This window comes from Streptomyces sp. NPDC020807 (assembly GCF_040641575.1).
In the GTDB taxonomy this organism is placed as follows: domain Bacteria; phylum Actinomycetota; class Actinomycetes; order Streptomycetales; family Streptomycetaceae; genus Streptomyces.
Window position 1 is genome coordinate 57,778 of sequence record NZ_JBFADU010000018.1, and the last position, 24,540, is coordinate 82,317.

Sequence of the window (24,540 nt, forward strand, 5' to 3'; positions counted from 1 at the left end):
AACGGAGCGGTCAGACCCCGGCGCCGACGAGCGCGGCGACGCGCTCCGGGTCGCCGCAGACGACGAGCAGCGCACCGGCGCGTGCCATCGCGACCGGCAGCGCGCGGGCGGCGGTCTCGTCACTGCCGCCGTTGAGGGCGACGATGACGACGGGCCTGCCGACGGCCCGCTCCGCAGCGGCGGCGTCCGCGAAGAACACGTCGTCGCCGGTCTCCTGCTGGGCCCAGTAGGCGGCCTCGCCGAAGGACAGCTCGTGCGCGGCCCACGGGTGCTGTCCGCCGGTGGTGAGGACCAGGACGTCGCCGGGCGCGCGCCCGCTGTCCAGGAGCAGGTCGAGGGCCTCCTCCGCGGCGTCGAGCGCGCCGTCGACGGGGGCCGGGATCACCTGGAGCTGCGGGACGGACCGCTCGCCGGAACGATTCTCCTGGCCGACGGCCGGGGACTGCGCGGCGTCGGGGTGCGGACGGGGGGCCGGCGGAGCGGGCCTCGGACCGGGCACCGGACGCCCGGGACGCGGAGAGGCCGCGGAACGCGGGCCGGGTACGGGACGGGGGGTCGACGCGGGGCGGCCGGCGGCCGCGGTGGCGCGGGGACCCTGAGCGCTCTCGTGAATCTGAGGCTCCTCGGGGGTGAGAGGCATGGATTGATGTCTATCAAACGCCGCTGCGCGGGGCATCGGCGGGTGGTGCACAGGTGCGCCCGGCCGGCACGGGCGGTCTCGGGAAGGAGGGCCCGGCAGCCGGAAGTTCAGAAGTCGAAGCCGAGTTGGCCCCCGCTCTCCAGCGCGGCCGCCTCCGCGGAGAGGCGGACCTTTTTGAGGTGGCGCCACTGGGGCAGCGCGTCCAGGTACGACCAGGAGAGACGATGGTGCGGGGTGGGCCCCAGCTCCTCCAGAGCGGCCTTGTGGACCGGCGAAGGGTAGCCCGCGTTGGCCGCGAAGCCGAACGCGGAGCATCCCCCGGCGTCGGATTCGAGCTCCGCCATGACCGCGTCGCGGCGGACCTTGGCGATGACGGAGGCTGCTGCCACGGCGATGCAGGACTGGTCGCCCTTGATCACCGTGCGGACCTGCCAGGGGCTGCCGAGGTAGTCGTGCTTGCCGTCGAGGATCACGGCGTCGGGTCGCACGGGGAGCCCTTCGAGGGCCCGGACCGCCGCGAGCCTGAGGGCCGCGGTCATTCCGAGCTCGTCGATCTCCTCCGGGGAGGCGTCGCCGAGCGCGTACGCCGTGACCCACCCCTCCAGCTCAGCCGCGAGCTCGTTGCGGCGCTTGGGTGTCAGCAGCTTGGAGTCGGTGAGTCCGGCGGGGGCTCGGCGCAGACCGGTGACGGCCGCGCAGACCGTGACGGGTCCGGCCCACGCCCCGCGCCCGACCTCGTCGACCCCGGCGACGATCTTGGCGCCGGTGGTCGCTCGGAGTGAGCGCTCGACGCTGTGGGTGGGAGGTTCGTACGGCATGGCGCAGTCAGGTTACGCCGCCCGGTGCCGCACGCGATACCCGGATTCCCCTCGGGGTCCGCCGGGCCCGCCGTCACGCCCGGATCAGCGGCATCATGACCCGGTCGATCATGTCCGAGACCTCGCGGTCTGGCCATTCGCTCCCGCACACCTTGGAGCGGTACATCATCAGCGCGGGGATCACGTCGAGGACGAGGGCGTCGACCGCGCCGGCCCGCACCTCTCCCCGCGCGACGCCCCGGCCCAGTACCTCCCGGAAGAGCCGGGCCGACGGCTCGGTCACCCCGGTGACGATCAGCTCGTGGAACCGTTCCGCCGCCTCCGCGTCGCACTCGTGAAGGACGGCGCGCAGAGCATGGCCGGGCGGGGAGAACATCACGTCCCGGAGGCGGACGCACAGCGCGTACAGGTCCTCGCGGACGCTCCCCCGGTCCGGCGCCTCGTCGAAGTCCGGCAGACCGGCCCGGAGCGCGTCGGCGACGAGGTCCTCCTTCGACGGCCAGCGCCGGTACACCGCCGCCTTGCCCGTCTGCGCGCCGACCGCGACACCCTCCATCGTCAGTCCGTTCCAGCCGACGCTGCCGAGCTGTTCGAGCGTCGCCTCCAGAATCGCCCGTTCCAGTACGGGTCCACGGCGCCGGGGCGCCGCCCCTTCCGGCCTGGTGGCGGCGGCCGCGGGACGCGAAGTAGCCATCTGGGTCTCTCCGTTGGGCGGGATCGAGCGACGAGTGAACGCTTGCGTTCACTGACGGCGACTCACTACCGTGGAAACAGGGAACGGTTGCGTTCCCTAATTCTTCCGTGGGGGACTCATCGTGACAACTTCTCCGGTGGACACACAGACCGAGAACGGCCGCGCACGCGCCGGAAACCGGCCGGGAATCGCCCTGACCGTCATCGCCGCCTGCCAGTTGATGGTCGTTCTCGACGCCACGATCGTGAACATCGCGCTGCCGCACATCCAGGACGCGCTCTCCTTCTCGACCACGGACCTCTCGTGGGTCCTCAGCGCCTACACGCTCACCTTCGGCGGGCTGCTGCTCCTCGGCGGTCGCGCCGGCGACATCCTGGGCCGCCGCCGGGTGTTCATGGCCGGCATCCTCCTCTTCACCCTCGCCTCCCTGCTCGGCGGCTTCGCCCAGGAGCCCTGGCAGCTGCTCGCCGCGCGCGCCCTCCAGGGCGTCGGCGGGGCCATCGCCTCACCCACGTCGCTCGCGCTGATCACCACGACGTTTCCCGAAGGCCCGGAGCGGAACCGGGCGTTCGGCGTGTTCGCCGCCGTCTCGGCCGGTGGCGGCGCGATCGGACTCCTCGCCGGCGGCATGCTCACCGAGTGGCTCGACTGGCGCTGGGTCTTCTTCGTCAACGTGCCGATCGGCCTGCTCATCGCCTACCTCGCCCCCCGCTACATCGCGGAGTCGGAGCGCCACCCCGGCCGCTTCGACATCGCCGGCGCGCTCACCTCGACGCTCGGCATGGCGGCGCTGGTGTACGGGTTCATCCGCGCGTCCGAGAAGGGCTGGAAGGACTCGCTGACCATCGGCTCCTTCGTCGCGGCGGTGATCCTGCTCGCGTCCTTCGCCCTGGTCGAGTCGCGGGCCAAGGAGCCCATCACCCCGCTCCGCATGTTCGCCGAGCGCAACCGCTCGGGGACGTACGTGATCATGCTCAGCCTCTCGGCCGCCATGTTCGGCATGTTCTTCTTCATCGTCCTGTGGGTGCAGGACGTGCTCGGCTACAGCCCGATCCAGTCGGGTCTCGCCTTCCTGCCGGTCACCCTCGCGATCGTCACGAGCGCGGGCCTCGCCCAGCGGCTGCTGCCGAACCTCGGCCCCAAGCCGTTCATGGTGACCGGGTCGGCCCTCACCGGGATCGGCCTGTTCTGGATGTCGTTCATCGAGCCGGACAGCAGTTACGTGGGGGCGGTCCTGGGCCCGATGGCCGTCTTCGGCTTCGGCATGGGTCTCAACTTCGTGACGCTCACGCTGACCGCGGTCTCCGGCGTCGCCCCGCACGAGGCTGGCGCCGCCTCCGGCCTGCTCAACGCGACCCAGCAGGTCGGCGGTTCCCTCGGCCTGTCCATCCTCGTCACCGTCTTCGGTACGGCGAGCCGCGAGGAGGCCACGAAGCAGGTCCCGGCCTTCCTCGCCTCCGCCACGCCCGAGGAGCAGGCCGCGTTCGCCCAGACGCACGAGCTGCCCTCGCCCTGGGGTGACACCGTTCTCACCTCGGGCATCGCCTCGGCCTTCACCGCGGCCGTGGGGATGGTGCTGATCGCCCTGGCCACGGCGGTCCTGGTGATCAGGGTCCGCAAGAGCGACCTGGAGGCGCTCAGCGGCCGGGCGGAGGCGGCCGGTCCGGTGGCCTGACCCGCCGGCCGACCCGGCCTCGTACCCCTCGTACCCCTCAGCGAGTCGCCCCCTGCGCCCGACAACGGGCCCAGGGGGCGTCGCCCGCGTCCCTCACGCCCCTCGCTCACGCCCCTCACGACACCTGAGAGGCTTCGCTCTCAGACCTTCCCGACCCCGCCCGGCAGCCACTCCGGCAGCTCCTCGGTCTGCCGCAGCCACTCGTCCGGCGGCGCGCCGTGCACCGAGGAGGCCACGACTCCCCCGGCGATGGCGCAGGTCGTGTCGACATCGCCGCCGACCTGCGCCGTCGTCCAGAACATCTGCTCGAAATCACCGAGCGCCCGCGCCGCGGACCAGAGTGCGAAGGGGACGGTGTCGTGCGCGCTGGTCCGCCGACCGCTGCCGAGGACCGCGGCGACGGTGCCCGCGTCCCCGTAGTCGAGCATGTCGCGCGCCCGGCGCAGTCCTGCGCCGACGGCGCTGCGCGGCACGAGCGCGATGACGCCGTCGAGGAGCGCCTCGGGCTTGGGCGGGCCGGCCGGGTCGGCGGCGAGGGCGGCGGCGGCGGCCACGGCCATCGCGCCGACGACGGCCTCGCGGTGCTGGTGGGTCGTGTACGCCGAGATCTCGGCCTGGTGCGTCGCCTGCTCCGGGTCGTCCGCGTACCAGGCGCCGAGCGGGGCGATCCGCATGGCGGCGCCATTGCCCCAGGAGCCCTGCCCCTTGAAGAGCGCGGCGGCGAGTTCCCGCCAGTCGCCACCCTCACGGATGAGCCGCAGCATCCGGTTGACCGCTGGCCCGTAGCCCCGGTCGAAGTCGTGGTGCTCCGCGAAGGACCGGGCGAGGGCGTCCTGGTCGATGCGGTCGTGGCGGGCGAGGACAGCCAGGACGGAGCAGGCCATCTCGGTGTCGTCGGTCCACTGCCAGGGGCCGGGCGGCAGCTCGCGCCGCTTCAGCAGGGGGTAGTGAGCGGGTACGAAGAACTGGGAGCCCAGGGCGTCTCCCACGGACAGCCCACGCAGGCTGGCCAGGGCGCGGTCGAAGCGCCGTTCGAGTGAGAAGTCAGCGGTCATCGCTCCCCCACTCTATCCGGTGTGCCCGTACGGCTCCGGGGTACGCCAACGCGCGAAGGGCCGGTCGAGTCGGTACCGGCCGTCGTCGCCGAGCAGCAGTGTGCGCGTCTCGGCGTTGCCGGGGTTCGACAGGGACTCGAAGTCGGCGACCGTCCAGTGGAACCAGCGCATGCAGAACAGGCGCATGGTCAGGCCGTGGGTCACCAGCAGGACGTTCGGCGGGTGGTCGGGGGCCTCGAAGCTGCGGTAGAGGCTCTCCAGGAAGGCGCCGACGCGGTCGTAGACGTCCGCTCCCGACTCGCCCTGGGCGAAGCGGTAGAAGAAGTGCCCGTACGCGTCCCGGTACGCCTTCTGCAGGCGCACGTCCTCTCGCTCCTGCCAGTTCCCCCAGTCCTGCTCGCGCAGGCGCGGCTCCTCCCGCACCCGCACCTGCTCCGCGGGCAGCCGGAAGGCACGGAGAGTCTCATGGGTGCGGCGGTACGGCGAGACGTAGACGCTGACCTGCTCGTCGCCGAACGTCTCCCGCAGCCGCTCCCCCGTGGCCTCCGCCTGCCGCCAACCGGTCTCGGTGAGCCGGAGTGCGTGGTCGGGCTCCCGCTCGTACACCGTGTCGTCGGCATTGCCTTCGGACTCTCCGTGCCGTACGAGAACGATGCGCCGCGGTCGTGACATACCCCGACCCTAGTTCGACCGCTCCGGACAGGCTCGGCCAAGGGGGTCACGGGCGCCCATCCGCCGTACGCGGGGGACCGGACTCCGGCCCTCAGACGGTCCAGGCCGCTTCGAGCCGTACGACGTCACCGGTCAGCGCCGCCACGTCCGCGTCGGTACGCGCCCGCAGCCCGAGCCGCTCCACGCGCTCCACCCGGTACTTGCCGTGCTCCGCGTCGGACCGCCACATCGACAGCACCAGGAACTCGCTGCCCGGCGCCTCGCCGAACAGGCCCCGCAGCATGCCCGGCGAACCGGCCATCGCGGGGTTCCACACCTTCTCCTGCATGAGCGCGAAGTGCTCGGCGCGGTCCTCGTGGACCCGGCAGTGCGCGACCCGTGCCACGTCGGCGTCGGAGAACCGCGGCTCGAACCCCGTCTTCACGTCGAAGCGGTGGTCGAACAGCTTGACCTGGGCGTCCCGGTACGTGCCCACCTGCGAGGCCGCCAGGCGATCGTGCGACCGGGCCATGAAGGAGTCGTAGAAGGCCCGGCTCTCCCAGAACCCGAAGACGTGGGCGACATCCGGCCGACTCCGGCTCCACCCTCCGCCCTGTCCCCGGAATCCCGGCTCACCGAGCAGCCCCGCCCATTTCCGCTGCCCCCGCTCGAACCCTCGACGGTCCACCACGGTGCAGCGAATCCACTTGACCAGCACCGCGCCATCGTACGGGCCGGGACGACGCCCCGGCAGTACGCATCACCAAGCCCAACGCCCCTGACCGCTCGGAGAGTTCCCCCGCATTCCCGGCTTTCTGATCGATTCGAGCCACGGGAGGGGCGAGATCCAGCTCGTCAGGCCGCCGTACCCGCATCCGGCGGCCGTCCACCGGGTCCACTGTCAGACCCCCGTGACACCATGGGCAATCTCCCCTCGGCCAAGGGCTCTTGGGGGAGGGTGACGGTCGAGGCGAGGCGTGCGCGGGGGCGCACGCGGAGAGGGGAAGCGCCGTGAGCGGACTCAACAAGGGCGTGGCGAAGGTCGAGGTCACCCTCAAGTGGGACCCCGCCCCGAGCGGTGCGCCGGCCCACGACCTGGACCTCGTCGCCGGGGTCTTCACGACCGGCGACCCGTACGGAGCCCCGGCCTACCTGGTGCACTTCGGCAGCCGCTCCCCCGACGGGACGATCACCCTGCACCGCGACAGCCGTACGGGCCAGGGCTTCGGGTACGACGAGGCGATGACCCTGGAACTGGACCGCCTGGCTCCGGCGTACGCGCGCGTGGTGGTCGGCGTGACCGTGCAGCAGGGCGCGGGGAGGCTGGCGTTCGGCGACATAGCGGGCACGGGCATACGCGTCCGCGAGGGCTACACGGACCTGCTGTCCCACGACTTCTCGGACGTCCCGGAGGCCTTGTCGGCGACGGTCGTGGAGTTCACGCGCGACGCCGCCGGCGGGTGGTCGTACGGCGCCCTCAGCCGCGGCTTCGACGCCGACCCGCGCTCCTTCGGCACCCTCCTGGGCGCCCGCCCGGCCTGACGCGAAGAGGGTGCCGGCCACCGGCCGACACCCTCTCTCACCTACTGCTCAGTGCTCAGCTGCAGCCGCTGGTCGAGCCGCAGCCCTCGCAGATGTAGCAGGAGCCGGCGCGCTGCATCTTCGTCCCGCAGGAGAAGCAGAGCGGGGCGTCGGCGCTGATGCCGAGCTGCATCTCGACGAGCTCCGCCGAGGTGTGCGCCTGCTTGGGGGCCGGGACCTCGGCCTTCGGGGCCGGGGTCGCGACGACCTTCAGCTCCTGGGCGCGCGGGGCGGACTGGGCGAGGGTCTCGACGTCGAGCTCCTCGTCCTCGGCCTGCTCGTACGAGCCGGTGTCGAGGTGGCGCTGACGCTCCTCGGCGGAGTGGATGCCGAGGGCGGAGCGGGTCTCGAAGGGCAGGAAGTCCAGCGCCAGGCGACGGAAGATGTAGTCGACGATCGACTGCGCCATCCGCACGTCCGGGTCGTCCGTCATGCCGGCCGGCTCGAAGCGCATGTTGGTGAACTTCGAGACGTACGTCTCCAGCGGAACGCCGTACTGGAGGCCGACGGAGACGGCGATGGAGAAGGCGTCCATCATGCCGGCGAGGGTCGAGCCCTGCTTCGACATCTTCAGGAAGACCTCACCGAGACCGTCATCCGGGTAGGAGTTGGCGGTCATGTAGCCCTCGGCGCCACCGACGGTGAAGGAGGTGGTGATCCCCGGGCGGCCCTTCGGGAGGCGCTTGCGGACCGGGCGGTACTCGACGACCTTCTCGACGGCCTCGCGGATCGTCGCCTCGGACTTCGCGGTGACCTCGGCCTTCTCGTCCTCCTTCTTCTTGGCGGAGAGCGGCTGGCCGACCTTGCAGTTGTCGCGGTAGATCGCGAGCGCCTTGACGCCCATCTTCCAGGCCTCGAAGTAGACCTCCTCGACGTCCTCGACCGTCGCCGTCTCCGGCAGGTTGACGGTCTTGGAGAGGGCACCGGAGATCCACGGCTGGATGGCGGCCATCATGCGGACGTGGCCCATCGCGGAGATGGAGCGCTCGCCCATGGCGCAGTCGAAGACCTCGTAGTGCTCGGTCTTCAGGCCGGGGGCGTCGACCACGTTGCCGTGCTCGGCGATGTGGGCGACGATCGCCTCGATCTGCTCCTCCTGGTAACCCAGGCGGCGCAGGGCCTGCGGGACGGTGCCGTTGACGATCTGCATCGAGCCGCCGCCGACGAGCTTCTTGAACTTGACCAGGGCGAGGTCGGGCTCGAGGCCGGTGGTGTCGCAGGACATCGCGAGACCGATGGTGCCGGTCGGGGCGATGACCGAGGCCTGGGCGTTGCGGAAGCCGTTCTTGGCGCCGAGGCGGATCACGTCCTGCCAGGCCTCCGTGGCGGCGGCCCAGATCGGCGAGTCCAGGTCGTCGACGCGGACGGCCTTGGTGTTCTCGTCGGCGTGCTGCTGCATGACGCGCTGGTGCGGCTCGGCGTTGCGGGCGTAGCCGTCGTAGGCGCCGACGACACCGGCGAGCTCGGCGGAGCGCTTGTACGAGGTGCCGGTCATCAGGGAGGTGATGGCACCGGCGAGGGCGCGGCCGCCGTCGGAGTCGTACGCGTGGCCGGTCGCCATCAGCAGGGCGCCGAGGTTGGCGTAGCCGATGCCGAGCTGGCGGTAGGCGCGGGTGTTCTCGCCGATCTTCTCGGTGGGGAAGTCGGCGAAGCAGATGGAGATGTCCATCGCGGTGATGACGAGCTCGACGACCTTGGCGAAGCGCTCGACGTCGAAGGACTGGTTGCCCTTGCCGTCGTCCTTGAGGAACTTCATGAGGTTGAGCGAGGCGAGGTTGCAGGACGTGTTGTCCAGGTGCATGTACTCGCTGCACGGGTTCGAGCCGTTGATGCGGCCGGACTCGGGGCAGGTGTGCCAGTGGTTGATCGTGTCGTCGTACTGGATGCCCGGGTCGGCACAGGCCCACGCGGCCTCGGCCATCTTGCGGAAGAGCGCCTTGGCGTCGACCTCCTCGATGACCTCGCCGGTCATGCGCGAGGTGAGGCCGAACTTCCCGCCGGACTCGACGGCCTTCATGAACGTGTCGTTCACGCGGACGGAGTTGTTGGCGTTCTGGTACTGGACGGACGTGATGTCGTCGCCGCCCAGGTCCATGTCGAAGCCCGCGTCGCGGAGGGCGCGGATCTTCTCCTCCTCCTTGACCTTGGTCTCGATGAAGTCCTCGATGTCGGGGTGGTCGACGTCGAGGATGACCATCTTGGCCGCGCGACGGGTGGCGCCGCCCGACTTGATCGTTCCTGCGGAGGCGTCGGCGCCGCGCATGAAGGAGACCGGGCCGGAGGCGTTGCCGCCGGAGGAGAGGAGCTCCTTGGAGGAGCGGATGCGGGAGAGGTTCAGGCCGGCGCCGGAGCCGCCCTTGAAGATCATGCCCTCTTCCTTGTACCAGTCGAGGATGGACTCCATGGAGTCGTCGACGGACAGGATGAAGCAGGCGGAGACCTGCTGGGGCTGCGGGGTGCCGACGTTGAACCAGACCGGCGAGTTGAAGCTGAAGATCTGGTGCAGGAGGGCGTAGGCCAGCTCGTGCTCGAAGATCTCGGCGTCGGCCGGGGAGGCGAAGTAACCGTAGTCCTCGCCGGCCTTCGTGTAGGTCTTCACGATGCGGTCGATGAGCTGCTTGAGACCGGTCTCGCGCTGCGGGGTGCCGACGGCCCCGCGGAAGTACTTGCTGGTGACGATGTTGACCGCGTTCACCGACCAGAAGTCGGGGAACTCGACGCCACGCTGCTCGAAGTTGATCGAGCCGTCGCGCCAGTTGGTCATGACGACGTCGCGATGCTCCCACGTCACCTCGTCGTACGGGTGCACGCCGGGGGTGGTGTGGATGCGCTCGATGCGCAGGCCCTTGCTCGCCGACTTGGCTCCCTTGGTGCGGGAACCACGTGCCGGGCCGCTCGCCGTCTCTGTCATGCCGCCTCCCATATACGGGCAAAACACACTTTGGCACCCAGAAAGTCCCAGGGCACCGTCTTCTGGTACGTCGTTCTGTACTGCTGCCACGGGGACCGCACAGGGGTCACCCGGGGCACGTTCACAGGGCCGCTCGGCGGCGGCCGGTCACCGGGCCCGCCAGGGGCACGGACCGCCGATCAGTCGGCGGTGGTGACGGGAACGGGGGGCTCGGAGGCCGCACCGGTCCCGCTGTTCTCAGCGGGAGACCGCTCGCGGAGTTCCACGATGGCGGTCTCGAAGTCTTCGAGGCTGTCGAAAGCCTTGTACACGGACGCGAAGCGCAGGTACGCGACGAGGTCGAGTTCCCGCAGGGGGCCCAGGATCGCCAGACCCACGTCGTGGGTGGTCAGCTCGGCGCTGCCGGTGGCGCGCACCGCCTCCTCGACCCGCTGGCCGAGCTTGGCGAGGGCGTCCTCGGTGACCGGTCGCCCCTGGCACGCCTTGCGGACGCCGGAGATGACCTTCGTGCGACTGAAGGGCTCGGTGACACCGGACCGCTTCACGACCATGAGCGAACACGTCTCCACCGTGGTGAAACGGCGGGAGCAGTCGGGGCACTGGCGACGGCGCCGGATCGACGTCCCGTCGTCCGTGGTGCGACTGTCGACGACACGGCTGTCGGGATGCCTGCAGAAGGGGCAGTGCATGGCTTCCGACCCTCCCTCACGGCACGACTGATGAGCCTCGCGGGGCCTCTGGGGCCCCTGTGAAGCGACCTCCAGCATAGGCGATGGCAGCGGTTCCGGCAGACCCGGACCACTACCCCTGGGCGGTCGGTGTCATCCAACCACTAGATCTTGGGTTAGGGACGATTTCGTCGCCTGCGCGTGTCGCGGGCCGTCCAGCCCCGGGATTCCGGGCCTCGGATGCGAGACTGGAGGGGTGCGGCGAGGCACCCCGGCGCTCGGCCGTCCAGCCGCGAAGGCTAGCGTAATGCCCGAATTGAGAGGGCGCGGGCCGTCGGAGTGACGGTACTCATACACCCCCACCCGTACACACGTAAGGCGATCTGCGATTTTTCACTCGAACGTGTGTTTGGCGCAACCTTTCGAAAGCCACTACCGTTGTGCCAGCCAGGGAGACACTTTCGAGAGGGGCCGACGACGTGACCACCACCGCAGACAGTGCCACCATCACCGCCCAGGACCGCTCCCAGGGCCGACTCGAGCCGGTGCACGCCATGAATGACGCAGCCATGAACGGCGAGGAGCCCGGGCGACCCGCCCGCGCCCTCCCCGGGCGACCTCCAGGCATCCGGGCGGACAGCTCCGGCCTCACGGACCGGCAGCGCCGGGTCATCGAGGTCATCCGCGACTCCGTCCAGCGCCGCGGCTACCCGCCGTCGATGCGCGAGATCGGCCAGGCGGTAGGACTCTCGAGCACGTCCTCGGTGGCTCACCAGCTCATGGCACTGGAGCGCAAGGGCTTCCTGCGTCGCGACCCCCACCGCCCCCGGGCGTACGAGGTCCGCGGCTCGGACCAGCCCAGCACGCAGCCCACGGACACCACGGGCAAGCCTGCCGCGTCGTACGTCCCCCTGGTCGGCCGGATCGCGGCCGGTGGCCCCATCCTGGCCGAGGAGTCCGTCGAGGACGTCTTCCCGCTCCCCCGGCAGCTGGTCGGCGACGGCGAGCTGTTCGTCCTCAAGGTCGTCGGCGACTCCATGATCGAGGCCGCCATCTGCGACGGCGACTGGGTCACCGTCCGCCGCCAGCCCGTCGCGGAGAACGGCGACATCGTCGCCGCCATGCTCGACGGCGAGGCCACGGTCAAGCGCTTCAAGCGCGAGGACGGGCACGTCTGGCTGCTCCCGCACAACGCCGCGTACCAGCCCATCCCCGGCGACGAGGCCACCATCCTCGGCAAGGTCGTGGCGGTGCTCCGGCGGGTGTGACGCCCTCGCCGGCCCCTGATCGGGCCCCGGGACCCTCTGCGCCGGTCCCGGGGCCTTGCCGTGCGCTCGCACGCACGGCAAGGGGTCAGTTGCTCTCCGCCTTCGACGCCGCGTCGATCGCGGCGAGCGACTTCCGGACCTGATTGCGGTCCGTGGTGTACCAGAAGTCCGGCAGCGAGGCCTTCAGGTAACTGCCGTACCGGGCGGTCGCCAACCGGGGATCGAGCACCGCGACGACACCGCGGTCACCCGTCGCCCGCACCAGCCGTCCGGCACCCTGGGCCATCAGCAGGGCCGCGTGGGTGGCCGCGACCGCCATGAAGCCGTTGCCGCCCGCCTCCTCGACCGCCTTCTGCCGCGCGCTCATCAGCGGGTCGTCCGGGCGCGGGAACGGGATCTTGTCCATGACGACCAGCTGACAGCTGGGCCCGGGGACGTCCACGCCCTGCCAGAGCGACAGCGTGCCGAAGAGGCAGGTCTTCGGGTCCGCCGCGAAGTTCTTGATCAGCTCGCCCAGGGTGTCCTCGCCCTGGAGCAGGATCGGCAGCTCCGGATGACGGCTCCGCAGCTCCTCGGCCGCCTGCTGCGCCGCCCGCATCGAGGAGAACAGGCCGAGCGTGCGCCCGCCGGCCGCCTCCATCAGCTCGGCGAGCTCGTCCAGCATGTCGCCCCGCTCACCGTCCCGCGCGGGACGGGACAGGTGCTTGGCGACGTACAGGATGCCCTGCTTCGGATAGTCGAACGGGGAGCCGACGTCGAGGCCCTTCCAGACCGGCAGGTCGTCGCCCTTCGTGCCCTCGGGGGCGAGGCCGAGCGAGGCCCCCACCCCGTTGAAGTCGCCACCGAGCTTGAGCGTCGCCGACGCCAGCACCACGGACCGCTCGGTGAAGAGCTTCTCCCGGAGCAAGCCCGAGACGGTGAGCGGCGCCACCCGCAGCGACGCGCCGAAACGGTCGTGGCGCTCGTACCAGACGACGTCGTACTCGGAGCCCTGGGTGATCCGCTCCGCGACGCCGTGGACGGTCTCCACCGAGGCCATCGCCTGCTTGCGGACGGCGTCCTCGTCCTGCACGGAGCGGTCCCGCGTGTTCCCCAGAGCCGTGATCACCGCGCGGGCGGCGTCACGCAGCGCCATCAGCGCGTACGCCAGATCCTCCGGGATCTTCTCCAGCCGGCCCGGAAGAGCGAGCTCCATGACCCGCTCGAATCCCTCGGCGGCGGTCTGGAGCTGATCGGCGACCTTCTCGTCCACGAGCTTCGAGGCCCGGCGCACGGCACGGTTGACCTGGCCCGGCGTGAGCTCGCCGGTGGCGACGCCGGTGACCCGGGAGACGAGCTCGTGCGCCTCGTCGACGATCAGCACCTCGTGCTGCGGGAGCACCGGAGCACCCTCGATGGCGTCGATGGCGAGCAGCGCGTGGTTGGTGACGACGACGTCGGCGAGCTTGGCGCGCTCCCGGGCGGCCTCGGCGAAGCACTCGGCCCCGTACGCGCACTTGCTCGCGCCGAGGCACTCGCGGGAGGAGACGGAGACCTGGGCCCAGGCCTTGTCGGAGACGCCCGGGGTGAGGTCGTCCCGGTCGCCGGTCTCCGTCTCGTCCGACCAGTCCCGCAGCCGCAGGAGGTCCTGGCCCAGCTTGCTAGTGGGCGCGGCCGCCTCGAAGGGGTCGAACAGGCCGTCCTCCTCGTCCTGCGGGACCCCTTCGTAGAGCCGGTGCAGGCACAGGTAGTTCGACCGGCCCTTGAGCATGGCGAACTGCGGCCGCCGCCGCAGCTGCGGGTGGAGGGCGTCGACCGTCCGGGGAAGATCGCGCTCGACGAGCTGGCGCTGGAGCGCCAGGGTGGCCGTGGCCACCACGACCCGCTCCCCCTGGGCGAGGGCCGGCACGAGGTAGCCGAGCGACTTGCCCGTGCCGGTGCCGGCCTGGACGAGGAGGTGGGAGTTGTCGTCGATGGCCTCGGCCACGGCCTCGGCCATGGCGACCTGGCCGGGGCGCTCCGTGCCGCCGACGGCGGTGACGGCGGCGTGGAGGAGCTCGGGGAGGGATGGCTTCGTCATAGCGCTTCCAGCCTACGGGGCGGCACCGACAGCCCGGTCCCCCTCGCGCCTCACGCGAGCGGGTTGGGGACGGTCTCGTGGACGGCCGCGTGGGGGCGCTCCGGCCGGTCGCGGTAGCCGTCCAGGTGCAGACGGTTCCGGTTGAGGCAGAGCCGCTCGATCCTCGGGGTGAGGAGATCGAACAGCTCGAACCGTTCCTTCAGCTCGGGGAAGCGTCCTTGGTAGCGGAGGATCTCCGCACGTACGAGGTCCCAGAATTCCGTCTCGGGTACGCCGAGTTGGTCCTCGCAGAGCGGTGCCAGGTACCGGAAGACGCCGACGAAGAGCCCCGAATGGATGAACTGGGTGAGGAAGCCGGGTTCCTCGGTGAGGAGTACGTCGCGGACGTCGTCGGGCATCGTGTCGTGTTCGGGAAGCGGTCGGCGGCTGATGTTGACGTCGTCGACGAAGTCCTTGATCGCGAGCCGCACGGGGACGTCCTCGCCGTCGTAGACGACGATCGCGTTCTCGCCGTGCGGGGAGAAGACCGTCCCGTACCGGTAGAGGAAGTGCAGGAGCGGGGGCAGCAGCGCGGCGAAGAGGTGCTGGATCCACACGGCGGGGGCGAGACCGGAGCGCTCGACGAGCTCGGCGACGAACGCCCGTCCTTCCGGGTCGGTGTGGAGCAGCGCGGCGAGGGTGCGGGCGCGCTCGCCCGGGGGCAGGCGGAGCGGTTCGCGCCAGATCGCTCCGAGGAGTTCCTTGTATTGGTACGGGACTTCGGGCAGCCGGTCGTAGAGGGGGTGCTCGACGGTGACGGAGGCGACCTCGCCGAGGAGGATCACGCCGCACTCGTCCCGCAGGAAGGGGTCGGCGTCGCGCAGGCCGTGGACCCAGGCGGTGACGGCGGGGGCCGCGAGGGTCCGCTCGGTGGGCAGACCGCGCCAGACGAGGGTGTTGAGGACCGACAGCGGAAGTTTGACGGTGTGCCGTTCGGGGCGGCTGGTGTTGAGGAAGGTGCGGACGGACTGCTGCGGCAGGCGGAGGTCACCGTCGGCGGAGAGCGGCACGACGGTGCCGGCGGCGACGGCGGGGGCGTAGAGCGGGAGCAGGACCTCGTCCCACTGCCAGGGGTGGACGGGCAGCAGGAGGTAGCCGTCGGGATCGTGGCCGCGGTCGGCGAGGGCAGCGCGGAAGGAGGTGTGGACCTCGGGGTCGAGTTCCCTGGCGTAGAGCCGGTCGGGGGTTTCGAGGCCGGTCGCACCGCGGTAGGCGGCGATGTCCTTGCTGACGGCGATCCAGGGGAGGCGGGTGGCGCGGCGGGCCTCGGGGGCCCAGCGGGCGGCGTCGGAGGCGGAGAAACCGATGCGGCCCTTGTTGACGACGATCCAGGGGTGGCCGGTCTGGTGCCCTTCGAGTTCGGCGTAGGGCAGGTCGGCGAGGCGGTCCGCGGTGACGGCCGTCGCGTCGAGGCGGGTGTCGGCGGCGAGGGTGGCGGAGAGCTCGCGGATGAGGTGGCCGAGGGTGGCACCGTCGAGGCGGAGGAGGCTCCGGGCGCGGAGCAGGAAGTCGAGGGGGTCGGTCATGGACCGGCCCTCGTGGGCGATCGAGTCGGCTTCGACCCGCCAGCTGTCGTAGGCGCCGCGTCGGGCACGGAACGTGAGCGTGGTGCCGTCGTCGAGCCGGAGTTCGTACCGGTCGGTCCCGTCGCCGCCGACCGGGACCGGGACGACGATCTCCTCGTACGCGAACTCGGCGAGGGCCTTGGCGAGAAGGCGGGCGGAGGCCTTCTCCCAGGCGGCGGGCGTCAGCTCGGAGGGCGCGAGCAGTGGTGCGGAGTCGTGGGGTGCAGGGGACATCGACACGAAGGACTCCTCGAAGTGGGAACCATGACGGTTCGAGCGACGTATACAGGGCATAGATTGCTCACGGAGAGTGACGAAGGGTCCGCTCGCGGACCATGAGTGCGGCGCGTTTGTCGGGGAGGTCGACTTCCGCGGAGCGGTGGAAGCCGGCTCCGAGGAAGGCGGAGACGGAGGGGGTGTTGCGGATGTCCGGTTCGGCGACGACCCGGGTGCAGTGGGGGCGGCGGGCGAGGACGAGGTCGGTGACGGCGCGCAGGAGAGCGGTGCCGACGCCTCGGCCGCGGTCGGTGGCGCCTCCGATCAGCAGATGGATACCGGTGTCGTGCGGCCGGGCCGGGTAGTACCGGGCGAGGGGGTCGAGGTCGGCCCGGTAGATCTCGAAGTAGCTCATCGGTACGGAGTCGAGGACGCCGAGGCAGGGCACGCTGCGGCCGTCGCCCTCCAGTTGGGCGCGGAGGTGCTCGGCGGTCACGCTATCGGGGCCGGCGAGCTCCCAGTAGGCGGCGACGGCCGGGTCGTTCATCCAGGCGGTGAGGAGCCGCAGGTCCTTGTCCAGGCGTACGGGGAGCAGCTGGAAGTCGCCGAAGGGGGTCGGGGTCCGGCCCCAGTCGGCGACGGAGTCGAGGAGGTCTCCGTCGGCCTGGCTGCCGCCCGGTGCGTGGGGCGGCGTCCCGGCGGCGAGGAGGGCGACGAGCTCGTCGACCCGTAGGTCGACGGTGTCGTCCCCGGCCGGGTCGGTCGGGGTCTGGTGGGGTGGTGGCACGGTGTCGCTCTCCTCGACGGGGTGGCTCGGTGGACAGGCGGACCGGTGGACGGACGGACCGGTGGACGGACGGACCGCTGGACCGGTGGGCGGGCGGACCTTTCGCCGGCTCGCCCTGCGACCGGGTCAGGTACGGAGGGGGTTGGTGACGGTGACGTAGACGGACTGGGTGTCGACGGGGCCGACGAGCTCGTCGAGGCCGTGGAGGCGGGTGAGGAGGTTGGCCTTGGTGCGCAGGGTCGCGGCCTCCAGGAGGCGGTGCGGGAGGGGGGAACCGAGGCTGGTGGCGGAGGTGAGGAAGCTGCGGAAGGCCGCGAGGAGGACGCGCTCGTCGGCGAGGCGCTGGGAGCCGAAGGCGCCGATCAGGCCGAGGACGTTGTTGATGCCCAGGTAGTAGGCGAAGCGCTCGTCGGTGACCTGGTCGGAGACGAAGGTGTCGCTCCGGGCTCCGATGCCGGGGAGACGGTTCTCCAGCTCGGCGCGGTGGGACTCGCGGAAGTAGTAGCCCTGGTTGTCGCGGTAGCGGCCGCCGACGGGCCAGCCTTCCGCGTCCAGGAGGACCAGGGTGTTCTGCTGGTGGGCCTCCAGGGCGATGCCGGCGTGGCCGTCGAGCCAGAGGACCGGGCGGACGACCTGGTCGAGGTAGCGCAGGAACCACTCGGCGGCGACGGCCGTGGTGGGGCGGCCGGTGCGGGCGCAGAGCCGGCCGATGACGTCGGCGAGCCGGGAGCGCAGGGTGGCGCTGCCGGGCCAGGGACGAGGGGTGGTGAGGGAGGCGACGCAGACGGCGTCGTCGCCGGGGCCGAAGGGGTTGTGGCGGATCATGACGTCGAGTCCGGGCACGGGGGTGCCGTCGGGATTGTCCACGGCGATCCAGGCGGGGTCGCGGACGATGTCGAAGCCGGGGTGGGCCGCCTGCCACTCGTCGACGAGGCCGGTGCGCAGCAGCCGGTGCACCTCGACGCCGCGGTGCAGCTCCTTGCGGAGGTTCTCCCGGCGGGAGTTGGTGATCCGCAGGCCGAGGGAGAGCTTGAGCATCGCCCGGGCGCCGGGGCGGTGGACGGTACGGACGGAGGAGGTGGGGTGCCAGGGGCTGCCGTGGAGGCCGAGGTCGTGGAGGAGGCCGGCTTCCTGGAGGGCGCGGACGTCGGGGCGGTGGAGGAGTTCGCGGGCCTGCCAGGGGTGGAGGGGCAGGGGCGCGGTGCCGGCGGGGAGGGCGAGTCCTTCGGCGAGTCCGGTGGTGAGCTGCTCGGCGGTGACGTGGCGGCCCTGTTCGGTCCAGGCCGAGTCGGCGGCGAGGACGGAGGGGTCGACGGCGATCCAGTGGAGGGGGAAGGAGCCGTGGAGTTCGGGTGAGTAGAGCCGGGCCTCGGCCTCGGAGAGTCCTTCGCGGCTCTTGGGGGTGGGGTGGAGGGGGTGGCCGAGGAGCAGGGCCTGTTCGGCGGCGAGAAAGAGGTCGGCGTCCGGGTGGGGCTGGGGGCTGCGGCGGCGTTCGGCGAGGAAGTCGGCGGTGCGGCGGGCGGAGTCGGCGACCCGGCCGACGAGTTCGGTGCCTTCGGGGCGGCCGGTCTCGCGGCTCAGCAGGGCGGCGACGGTGACGGCGTCGACGGGCGGGGCGGAGGCCGGGAGGCCTTCGAGTGCCGGGGCGCCGAAGCGGTGCCAGCCGGTGGCGGACCAGTAGTGGACGGGGACGAGGAGGGCGGTGCCGCTGGCGTCGAGGGGGACGCGCAGGGTGGTGGAGTCGGGGGCCGGGAGGTTGCGTTCGCGGATCCAGCAGCGGAGGAGGTTCTCGACGGCTGCGACGTCGGCGGCGCGCTGCGGGTCGGGGTCGTCGAGGGGGTCGGGGGCGCCGGCGGCGGGGGCCGGGCGGGCGGGCCTGGGGTCGTACGGGCCGATGTGCTGGCGTGGGACGAGGTGTTCCTCGGCGGCGTGGGGCGCCGCGGTGTCGGTCGCCTGGGAGATCGGGGTGGCGTTCACGGGGGCTTCCTTGGGGTGGGGCCGGGGGCGGTCCGGGTCAGAGGACGGTCCGGGGGCGGGGGGACGGTCCGGGGGTGTTCCCGGGGGCGCTCGTCTCGGGGGTGTGGGCCCGCTCGGCGGCGGCCAGGGCGTCGGCGAAGCGGTCGAGGACGGCGGTGGCCTGCTCGTCGGTGAGGGTGAGCGGGGGCAGGAGCCGGACGACGGCGGAGTGACGGCCGCCCAGTTCGACGATGAGCCCGCGGGCGAGGCACTCCTGCTGGACGGCGAGGGCCAGGGCGGGGGCGGCGGGCGGGACCGGGTCGTCGGGGCCCGCGGCTTCGGGGTCGACGAGTTCGACGCCGATCATCAGGCCTCGGCCGCGGACGTCGCCGATGCAGGGGTGGGCGGCGGCGAGGCCCTGGAGTTGGCCGATGACGCGGGCGCCGAGGAGGCCGGCCCGTTCGGCGAGGTTGTTCTCACGGACGTAGGCGAGGGTGGCCGTGCCTGCGGCCATGGCGAGCTGGTTGCCGCGGAAGGTGCCGGCGTGGGCGCCGGGTTCCCAGGCGTCCAGGGCGGAGCGGTAGACGACGACGGCGAGGGGAAGGGAGCCGCCGATGGCCTTGGAGAGGACCATGACGTCCGGGACGACGCCGCTGTGTTCGACGGCCCAGAAGGCGCCGGTGCGGCCGACGCCCGTCTGGACCTCGTCGACGACGAGCGGGACGGAGTGGTCGGCGGTGATGCGGCGCATCCGGCGCATCCAGTCGTCGGGGGCGGGGATGACCCCGCCTTCGCCCTGGACGGCCTCGACGATCATTCCGGCGGGTGTGGGGACCCCGCTCTTGGGGTCGGTGAGGACGTTCTCCGTCCAGCGGGCGGCGAGTTCGGCGCCGCGTTCGCCGCCGACGCCGAAGGGGCAGCGGTACTGCTGCGGGTACGGCAGCCGGGTCACGCGGACGTCGGTCGCGCCGCCGGAGGCGGCGAGGGCGCCCTCCGTCATGCCGTGGTAGGCGCCGGAGAAGGCGAGGAGGCCGTCGCGTCCGGTGGCGGTGCGGACGAGTTTGAGGGCCGCTTCGACGGCGTCGGTGCCGGCGGGGCCGCAGAACTGGATGCGGGCGTCGTCGGCGAGTTCGCGCGGGAGCGTGGAGAACAGCTCCGAGGTGAAGGCGTCCTTGACGGGGGTGGCCAGGTCGAGGACGTGGAGCGGGGCGCCCGAATCGAGGACCTTCCTGATCGCCTCCAGGACCACCGGGTGGTTGTGGCCGAGGGCGAGCGTCCCCGCGCCGGAGAGGCAGTCCAGATAGCGGCGGCCGTCGGCGCCCTCGATGGTCAGTCCCCTGGCCCGGACGGGGACGATCGGCAGCGAGCGGGCGTAGGTGCGGGCGGCGGACTCGCGCTGCGACTGGCGGCGCAGGATGCCCTCGTAGGCGCGCCGCCGGTCGGTCGCGTCGTCCGCCCCGTCGTCCGGGTTCTGCGTCCGCGCGGCCGGCGCGACGGCCGGAGCTGGTTCGGTCACGGCCACGGCTCGGTGTCCTCCCGCTGTAACAGTTGCGTTGCACATCGGGACGGTGCGGAGCCGCCGCAAGGGCCGTCCTGAACGCCTCCGTTGTGTCCCCCGTACGTACCAACGACGAGAACTGCCGGGGATCACGGGCCCGGCGGCAGGAAGTTGGCGTGTCCCGGATCACGGCACGGCAACGGCCGTACGGATTCGGAACCGCTGCCGGGGCGGGTACCGTCCCCTCCGGCACCGGCATAGTGGAGGGCCGTCGCTCGTCGTGCGCGAGGACGCGGCCGCCGTTCACCCATGCACACGTTGATGTAGTCCCAGGGGGATCACGAGATGCGATCGATTCGTCCGCTGCTGATGGCGGCTTCCGCCGTCGCGGCGCTGACGCTCACCGCGACGGCCTGCGGCCCGACCGAGGAGAACGCGGGAGACAAGCCCAGCGCGCCCACGAGCCAGAACCCGGCCGACAAGATCCAGATTCCGGAGGACCTCAAGGACCGCCTGAAGGAGCACGGGATCGACGTCGACAAGTGGCGCGGCGGCGAGTGGCGGAACTGGGACCGTGACAAGTGGCTCCGTGAGGCCAAGGACTTCGTCAACCCGATCATCGAGGACCTCTGGGACCCGGACCGCATGCGGGACGCCGAGCGCCCCGACAAGCCGGTCGAGGAGGAGGACATCTCCGGTGACGAGGGTGTCACCGACCCGACGCCGGACGCCGTGAAGGCGAAGTCCGTCGCGCCGAAGTACCACGCCAACGCCCCGGAGTCCGGCAAGGTCTTCTTCGACGGCCCCGAGGGCTCGATGGTCTGCTCGGCGACCGTGGTGCAGGACCCCGCCCACCCGGGCAAGTCCAACATGGTCTGGACGGCCGGGCACTGCGTCCACAAGGGCAAGCTGGGCGGCTGGTACCGCAACATCGCCTTCGTCCCGTCGTACAACGACGCCGCGCTGCCGACCTCCGACCTGGAGAAGGCGACGCGCGAGCAGATCGCTCCGTACGGCGTGTGGTGGGCGGACTGGGTCAAGACCTCGGACCAGTGGATCGCCCAGGGCGCTGCCACGGGCGGCGCGGGTGCCCCGTACGACTTCGCGGTCATCCAGGTGACCCCGGAGAAGGGCGGCAACGGCAAGTCTCTGGAGGAGACCGTCGGTTCGGCGCTTCCGGTGGAGTTCAACGCCCCGGCCGTGCCGAAGATCGCGAGCCTGACGGCCACCGGTTACCCGGCGGCCCCGCCGTTCGACGGTCAGAAGATGTACCAGTGCCAGGACAAGCCGGGCCGCCTGTCGCTGAAGGCGGAGCAGCCGACGATGTACCGGATCGGCTGCACCATGACCGGCGGTTCGTCGGGCGGCGGCTGGGTGGCTCAGGGCCGCGACGGCAAGCCGGCGCTGGTGTCGAACACCTCGATCGGCCCGTCGACGGCCGGCTGGCTCGCGGGTCCGCGACTCGGCCCCGAGGCCAAGGCCATCTACGACGAGGTCAGCAAGAAGTACGCCGGGCGGTAGGGCGCGGCACGGAGGCGGGACCCACCCGGGGTCCCGCCTCCTCTCATGTCTCACAGGGGGATCGCACGACATGCGTTCTGTACGACTCATACCCGCCGCCGTCTGCGTGGCCGCGGCGCTCGCACTGACCGCCACGGCCTGCGGGCCGAGCGAGACTCCGGAGGCCGACAAGCCGGCCGCCGGGGCGAGCAGTTCGGCTCCGGCCGCCGACGGCGCCGGCGGCGACCTGGCGAAGGACCTGGCCGGGAAGCTCAAGGAGCACGGCGTCGACCTGGAGAAGTGGAAGGGCGGCGCGTGGAAGGACTGGGACCGGGAGACCTGGCTCCGTGAGGCCGAGGACTTCGTCAACCCGGTGATCGAGGGCCTCTGGGACCCGAGCCGGATGCAGTCGGCGAAGAGCCCGGACCAGAAGATCACCGCGCAGGCCGGAACGGGCGGGACCGACCCGACGCCCCGGCCGGTCAAGGCGCAGCGGGAGAAGACCCCGTACCACGCCAACGCGGCCCCGGTCGGGAAGCTCTTCTTCGACTCCCCCGAGGGGCACATGGTCTGCTCGGGCACGATCGTGAAGGACCTGCGCCGGCCCGGGAAGTCGAACCTGGTCTGGACGGCCGGGCACTGCGTCCACGCGGGCGGGAGCGGCGGCTGGTACCGCAACCTCACCTTCGTGCCGGCGTACAACGACCTCGGCAAGTCGGCCTCGGCGCTGCGGAACGCCCAGGCGCACGAGGTCGCGCCCTACGGGCAGTACTGGGCGGACTGGGCCGTGACCTCGGGCGAGTGGATCCGGAGCGGCGGGTCGAACCAGGCCTGGCCGTACGACTACGCCGTGCTGCACGTCCAGCCCGAGCGGGGCGGCAAGTCGCTGGAGGAGACCGTGGGCGCCGCGCTCCCGGTCGACTTCTCCGCGCCGACGGCCGCGCGGTCCGGGACGATGGGCGCCTGGGGCTACCCGTCGGCGCCGCCGTACAACGGCCTGATCATGCACCGCTGCATCGACCGGCCGACGCGGCTCACCACGGCCCCGGCGACGCCGACGATGTACCGGATCGGCTGCACGATGACCGCCGGTTCGTCGGGCGGCGGCTGGTTCCGCGTCCTGCCGAACGGGAAGACGGCGCTGGTGTCGAACACCTCGATCGGCCCGGCCGGCGGCAACGGCTGGCTCGCGGGACCGCAGCTGGGCCGGGGCGCCAAGGACGCCCACGACATGATCAGCAAGAAGTTCGCGCGCTGACCCACCGGGTGGCGCACGGTACGCGAGAGGGCGCTGTCCTCCTCCCCCGAACGGAAGGGGGACAGCGCCCTCGGCTGTCAGGCGTGCCGTGAATCAGTGCGCGGCGGGGACGTACGGCGCGAGCAGCGCCGCCAGCTCCTCGTGCACCCGGGCCTTGAGCAGGGTGCCCTCCGGGGTGTGCTCCTCGGACTCCACCTCGCCCTCGGCGTGCACCCGCGAGACGAGTCCGCCGTGCGTGTAGGGCACGAGGGCTTCGAGCTCGACCTCGGGGCGCGGCAGCTCGGCGTCGACGAGCGCGAGCAGCTCGGCGATGCCCTGGCCCGAACGGGCGGAGACCGCGATGGAGTGCTTCTCCGTCCGCAGGAGGCGCTGGAGCACCAGCGGGTCCGCCGCGTCCGCCTTGTTGACGACGACGATCTCCTTGACGTTCACCGCGCCGACGTCCCGGAAGACCTCGCGCACGGCGGCCAGCTGCTCCTCCGGGGCCGGGTGCGAGCCGTCCACGACGTGCAGGATGAGGTCGGAGTCGGCGACCTCCTCCATCGTGGAGCGGAACGCCTCGACCAGGTGGTGGGGCAGGTGCCGGACGAATCCGACGGTGTCGGCCAGGGTGTAGATCCGGCCGGTGGGCGTCTCGGCCCGGCGCACGGTCGGGTCGAGGGTGGCGAACAGGGCGTTCTCCACGAGCACGCCCGCGCCGGTGAGGCGGTTGAGCAGGGAGGACTTGCCGGCGTTGGTGTATCCGGCGATGGCGACCGAGGGCACCTTGTTGCGACGGCGCTCCTGCCGCTTGATGTCGCGGCCGGTCTTCATCTCCGCGATCTCCCGGCGCATCTTCGCCATCTTCTCGCGGATGCGGCGCCGGTCGGTCTCGATCTTGGTCTCACCGGGACCACGCGTGGCCATGCCGCCACCGCCGCCGCCACCCATCTGACGGGAGAGCGACTGACCCCAGCCTCGCAGCCGCGGCAGCATGTACTGCATCTGCGCGAGCGCGACCTGCGCCTTGCCCTCTCGGGACTTGGCGTGCTGGGCGAAGATGTCGAGGATGAGGGCGGTCCGGTCGACCACCTTCACCTTGACGACGTCTTCGAGGGCGATGAGCTGGCCGGGGCTGAGCTCGCCGTCGCAGACGACGGTGTCGGCGCCGGTCTCGATGACGATGTCGCGCAGCTCGCGCGCCTTGCCGGAGCCGATGAAGGTGGCCGGGTCCGGCTTGTCACGGCGCTGGATCACGCCGTCGAGTACGAGGGCGCCCGCCGTCTCGGCGAGGGCCGCGAGCTCCGCGAGGGAGTTCTCCGCGTCCTGCACCGTCCCCGAGGTCCAGACACCGACCAGCACGACGCGCTCCAGGCGCAGCTGTCGGTACTCGACCTCGGTGACGTCCTCGAGCTCGGTGGAGAGTCCGGCGACACGGCGCAGGGCCGCGCGCTCGGAGCGGTCGAACTGGTCGCCGTCGCGCTCTCCGTCGATCTCGTGGCTCCAGGCGACGTCCTCTTCCATCAGGGCATCGGCCCGAAGGCTCTCGGTACGGCTCGTCTCCGCGAAGCGCTGCTCGTCCTGGGAAGGGGAAGAAGAGGAGGTCATTGGGTCCTTACGTCAGATGATGCGATACGTCAGTCGGTGCGATGAAGCATGTGGCGGGAGAGGTGAGTCTTCCCACTCTGTTCGTCGCAACGCGTGACGCCTCCGGAAGATTCC

General features: G+C 71.6%; 19 protein-coding genes. 5 read left to right on the top strand and 14 right to left on the bottom strand.

Features of this window, described 5'->3' with window-relative positions; genetic code table 11:
* Positions 1-10: 10 nt before the first annotated feature.
* The 3 genes from AB0G79_RS23910 to AB0G79_RS23920 all read right to left on the bottom strand — a co-directional run bounded on the left by AB0G79_RS23910 (position 11) and on the right by AB0G79_RS23920 (position 2,152).
* Positions 11-640, bottom strand: a complete 630-nt coding sequence (locus tag AB0G79_RS23910; protein WP_360809653.1) for a hypothetical protein — start codon at positions 638-640, stop codon at positions 11-13.
* 107 nt (positions 641-747) lie between these two features.
* Positions 748-1,458, bottom strand: coding sequence for a ribonuclease HII (locus AB0G79_RS23915; RefSeq protein ID WP_360809655.1), 711 nt, complete (start codon positions 1,456-1,458; stop codon positions 748-750).
* A 73-nt stretch (positions 1,459-1,531) separates the two neighbouring features.
* Entirely contained in the window at positions 1,532-2,152 is a 621-nt protein-coding gene (locus tag AB0G79_RS23920) for a TetR/AcrR family transcriptional regulator (protein ID WP_360809657.1), read from the bottom strand.
* Between the two features lie 121 nt (positions 2,153-2,273).
* Between AB0G79_RS23920 and AB0G79_RS23925 the strand changes: the two genes are divergently transcribed.
* Positions 2,274-3,827, top strand: a complete 1,554-nt coding sequence (locus AB0G79_RS23925) for an MFS transporter (RefSeq protein WP_360809659.1) — start codon at positions 2,274-2,276, stop codon at positions 3,825-3,827.
* Between the two features lie 140 nt (positions 3,828-3,967).
* Here the strand turns inward: AB0G79_RS23925 and AB0G79_RS23930 are convergent, their stop codons facing one another.
* The 3 genes from AB0G79_RS23930 to AB0G79_RS23940 form a co-directional block, all read right to left on the bottom strand.
* On the bottom strand, positions 3,968-4,882 hold the full coding sequence (locus AB0G79_RS23930) for an ADP-ribosylglycohydrolase family protein (protein ID WP_360809661.1): 915 nt from the start codon (positions 4,880-4,882) through the stop codon (positions 3,968-3,970).
* A 12-nt stretch (positions 4,883-4,894) separates the two neighbouring features.
* Complete coding sequence (locus tag AB0G79_RS23935; RefSeq protein ID WP_360809663.1) at positions 4,895-5,554, bottom strand: histidine phosphatase family protein; 660 nt, start codon at positions 5,552-5,554, stop codon at positions 4,895-4,897.
* Positions 5,555-5,645: 91 nt separating this feature from the next.
* Entirely contained in the window at positions 5,646-6,251 is a 606-nt protein-coding gene (locus AB0G79_RS23940) for a YdbC family protein (protein WP_360809665.1), read from the bottom strand.
* A 293-nt stretch (positions 6,252-6,544) separates the two neighbouring features.
* Here AB0G79_RS23940 and AB0G79_RS23945 point away from each other — a divergent pair, with 293 nt between their 5' ends.
* Entirely contained in the window at positions 6,545-7,075 is a 531-nt protein-coding gene (locus tag AB0G79_RS23945; protein ID WP_360809667.1) for a TerD family protein, read from the top strand.
* 55 nt (positions 7,076-7,130) lie between these two features.
* Here AB0G79_RS23945 and AB0G79_RS23950 read toward each other — a convergent pair whose 3' ends face one another.
* Together AB0G79_RS23950 and nrdR are read right to left on the bottom strand one after the other, a co-directional pair.
* Complete coding sequence (locus AB0G79_RS23950; RefSeq protein ID WP_360809669.1) at positions 7,131-10,025, bottom strand: vitamin B12-dependent ribonucleotide reductase; 2,895 nt, start codon at positions 10,023-10,025, stop codon at positions 7,131-7,133.
* 179 nt (positions 10,026-10,204) lie between these two features.
* Entirely contained in the window at positions 10,205-10,714 is a 510-nt protein-coding gene (gene nrdR, locus AB0G79_RS23955) for a transcriptional regulator NrdR (RefSeq protein ID WP_360809671.1), read from the bottom strand.
* 458 nt (positions 10,715-11,172) lie between these two features.
* Here nrdR and lexA point away from each other — a divergent pair, with 458 nt between their 5' ends.
* Positions 11,173-11,961, top strand: coding sequence for a transcriptional repressor LexA (gene lexA / locus AB0G79_RS23960; RefSeq protein ID WP_024754934.1), 789 nt, complete (start codon positions 11,173-11,175; stop codon positions 11,959-11,961).
* 85 nt (positions 11,962-12,046) lie between these two features.
* Here the strand turns inward: lexA and AB0G79_RS23965 are convergent, their stop codons facing one another.
* From AB0G79_RS23965 to AB0G79_RS23985, 5 genes are all read right to left on the bottom strand, one after another.
* Positions 12,047-14,020, bottom strand: coding sequence for an ATP-dependent DNA helicase (locus tag AB0G79_RS23965; RefSeq protein WP_360809673.1), 1,974 nt, complete (start codon positions 14,018-14,020; stop codon positions 12,047-12,049).
* Between the two features lie 50 nt (positions 14,021-14,070).
* Positions 14,071-15,858 (bottom strand): IucA/IucC family siderophore biosynthesis protein, encoded by a 1,788-nt coding sequence (locus AB0G79_RS23970; RefSeq protein WP_360809675.1) that lies wholly within the window; start codon positions 15,856-15,858, stop codon positions 14,071-14,073.
* A gap of 67 nt (positions 15,859-15,925) precedes the next feature.
* Positions 15,926-16,627: a GNAT family N-acetyltransferase gene (locus tag AB0G79_RS23975; protein ID WP_360809677.1), complete on the bottom strand. Its 702-nt coding sequence runs from the start codon at positions 16,625-16,627 to the stop codon at positions 15,926-15,928.
* Positions 16,628-16,753: 126 nt separating this feature from the next.
* Entirely contained in the window at positions 16,754-18,604 is a 1,851-nt protein-coding gene (locus AB0G79_RS23980; RefSeq protein ID WP_360809679.1) for an IucA/IucC family protein, read from the bottom strand.
* Positions 18,605-18,641: 37 nt separating this feature from the next.
* A complete protein-coding gene (locus tag AB0G79_RS23985) occupies positions 18,642-20,000 on the bottom strand; it encodes a diaminobutyrate--2-oxoglutarate transaminase family protein (protein WP_360809794.1) in 1,359 nt (452 codons plus the stop codon).
* Positions 20,001-20,426: 426 nt separating this feature from the next.
* On the opposite strand from AB0G79_RS23985, the gene AB0G79_RS23990 reads away from it, so the two are divergent.
* Positions 20,427-21,602 (top strand): hypothetical protein, encoded by a 1,176-nt coding sequence (locus AB0G79_RS23990; protein WP_360809681.1) that lies wholly within the window; start codon positions 20,427-20,429, stop codon positions 21,600-21,602.
* Positions 21,603-21,672: 70 nt separating this feature from the next.
* Positions 21,673-22,839, top strand: a complete 1,167-nt coding sequence (locus AB0G79_RS23995; RefSeq protein WP_360809683.1) for a hypothetical protein — start codon at positions 21,673-21,675, stop codon at positions 22,837-22,839.
* A 93-nt stretch (positions 22,840-22,932) separates the two neighbouring features.
* Here AB0G79_RS23995 and hflX read toward each other — a convergent pair whose 3' ends face one another.
* Positions 22,933-24,426, bottom strand: a complete 1,494-nt coding sequence (hflX, locus tag AB0G79_RS24000) for a GTPase HflX (protein ID WP_360809685.1) — start codon at positions 24,424-24,426, stop codon at positions 22,933-22,935.
* Positions 24,427-24,540: the final 114 nt, after the last annotated feature.

Bases quoted from the DNA above. Each gene is read 5' to 3' on its own strand.
- AB0G79_RS23910 (WP_360809653.1), bottom strand. From the start codon at position 640: ATGCCTCTCACCCCCGAGGAGCCTCAGATTCACGAGAGCGCTCAGGGT.
- AB0G79_RS23915 (WP_360809655.1), bottom strand. From the start codon at position 1,458: ATGCCGTACGAACCTCCCACCCACAGCGTCGAGCGCTCACTCCGAGCG.
- AB0G79_RS23920 (WP_360809657.1), bottom strand. From the start codon at position 2,152: ATGGCTACTTCGCGTCCCGCGGCCGCCGCCACCAGGCCGGAAGGGGCG.
- AB0G79_RS23930 (WP_360809661.1), bottom strand. From the start codon at position 4,882: ATGACCGCTGACTTCTCACTCGAACGGCGCTTCGACCGCGCCCTGGCC.
- AB0G79_RS23935 (WP_360809663.1), bottom strand. From the start codon at position 5,554: ATGTCACGACCGCGGCGCATCGTTCTCGTACGGCACGGAGAGTCCGAA.
- AB0G79_RS23950 (WP_360809669.1), bottom strand. From the start codon at position 10,025: ATGACAGAGACGGCGAGCGGCCCGGCACGTGGTTCCCGCACCAAGGGA.
- nrdR (WP_360809671.1), bottom strand. From the start codon at position 10,714: ATGCACTGCCCCTTCTGCAGGCATCCCGACAGCCGTGTCGTCGACAGT.
- AB0G79_RS23965 (WP_360809673.1), bottom strand. From the start codon at position 14,020: ATGACGAAGCCATCCCTCCCCGAGCTCCTCCACGCCGCCGTCACCGCC.
- AB0G79_RS23970 (WP_360809675.1), bottom strand. From the start codon at position 15,858: ATGTCCCCTGCACCCCACGACTCCGCACCACTGCTCGCGCCCTCCGAG.
- AB0G79_RS23990 (WP_360809681.1), top strand. From the start codon at position 20,427: ATGCGATCGATTCGTCCGCTGCTGATGGCGGCTTCCGCCGTCGCGGCG.
- AB0G79_RS23995 (WP_360809683.1), top strand. From the start codon at position 21,673: ATGCGTTCTGTACGACTCATACCCGCCGCCGTCTGCGTGGCCGCGGCG.
- hflX (WP_360809685.1), bottom strand. From the start codon at position 24,426: ATGACCTCCTCTTCTTCCCCTTCCCAGGACGAGCAGCGCTTCGCGGAG.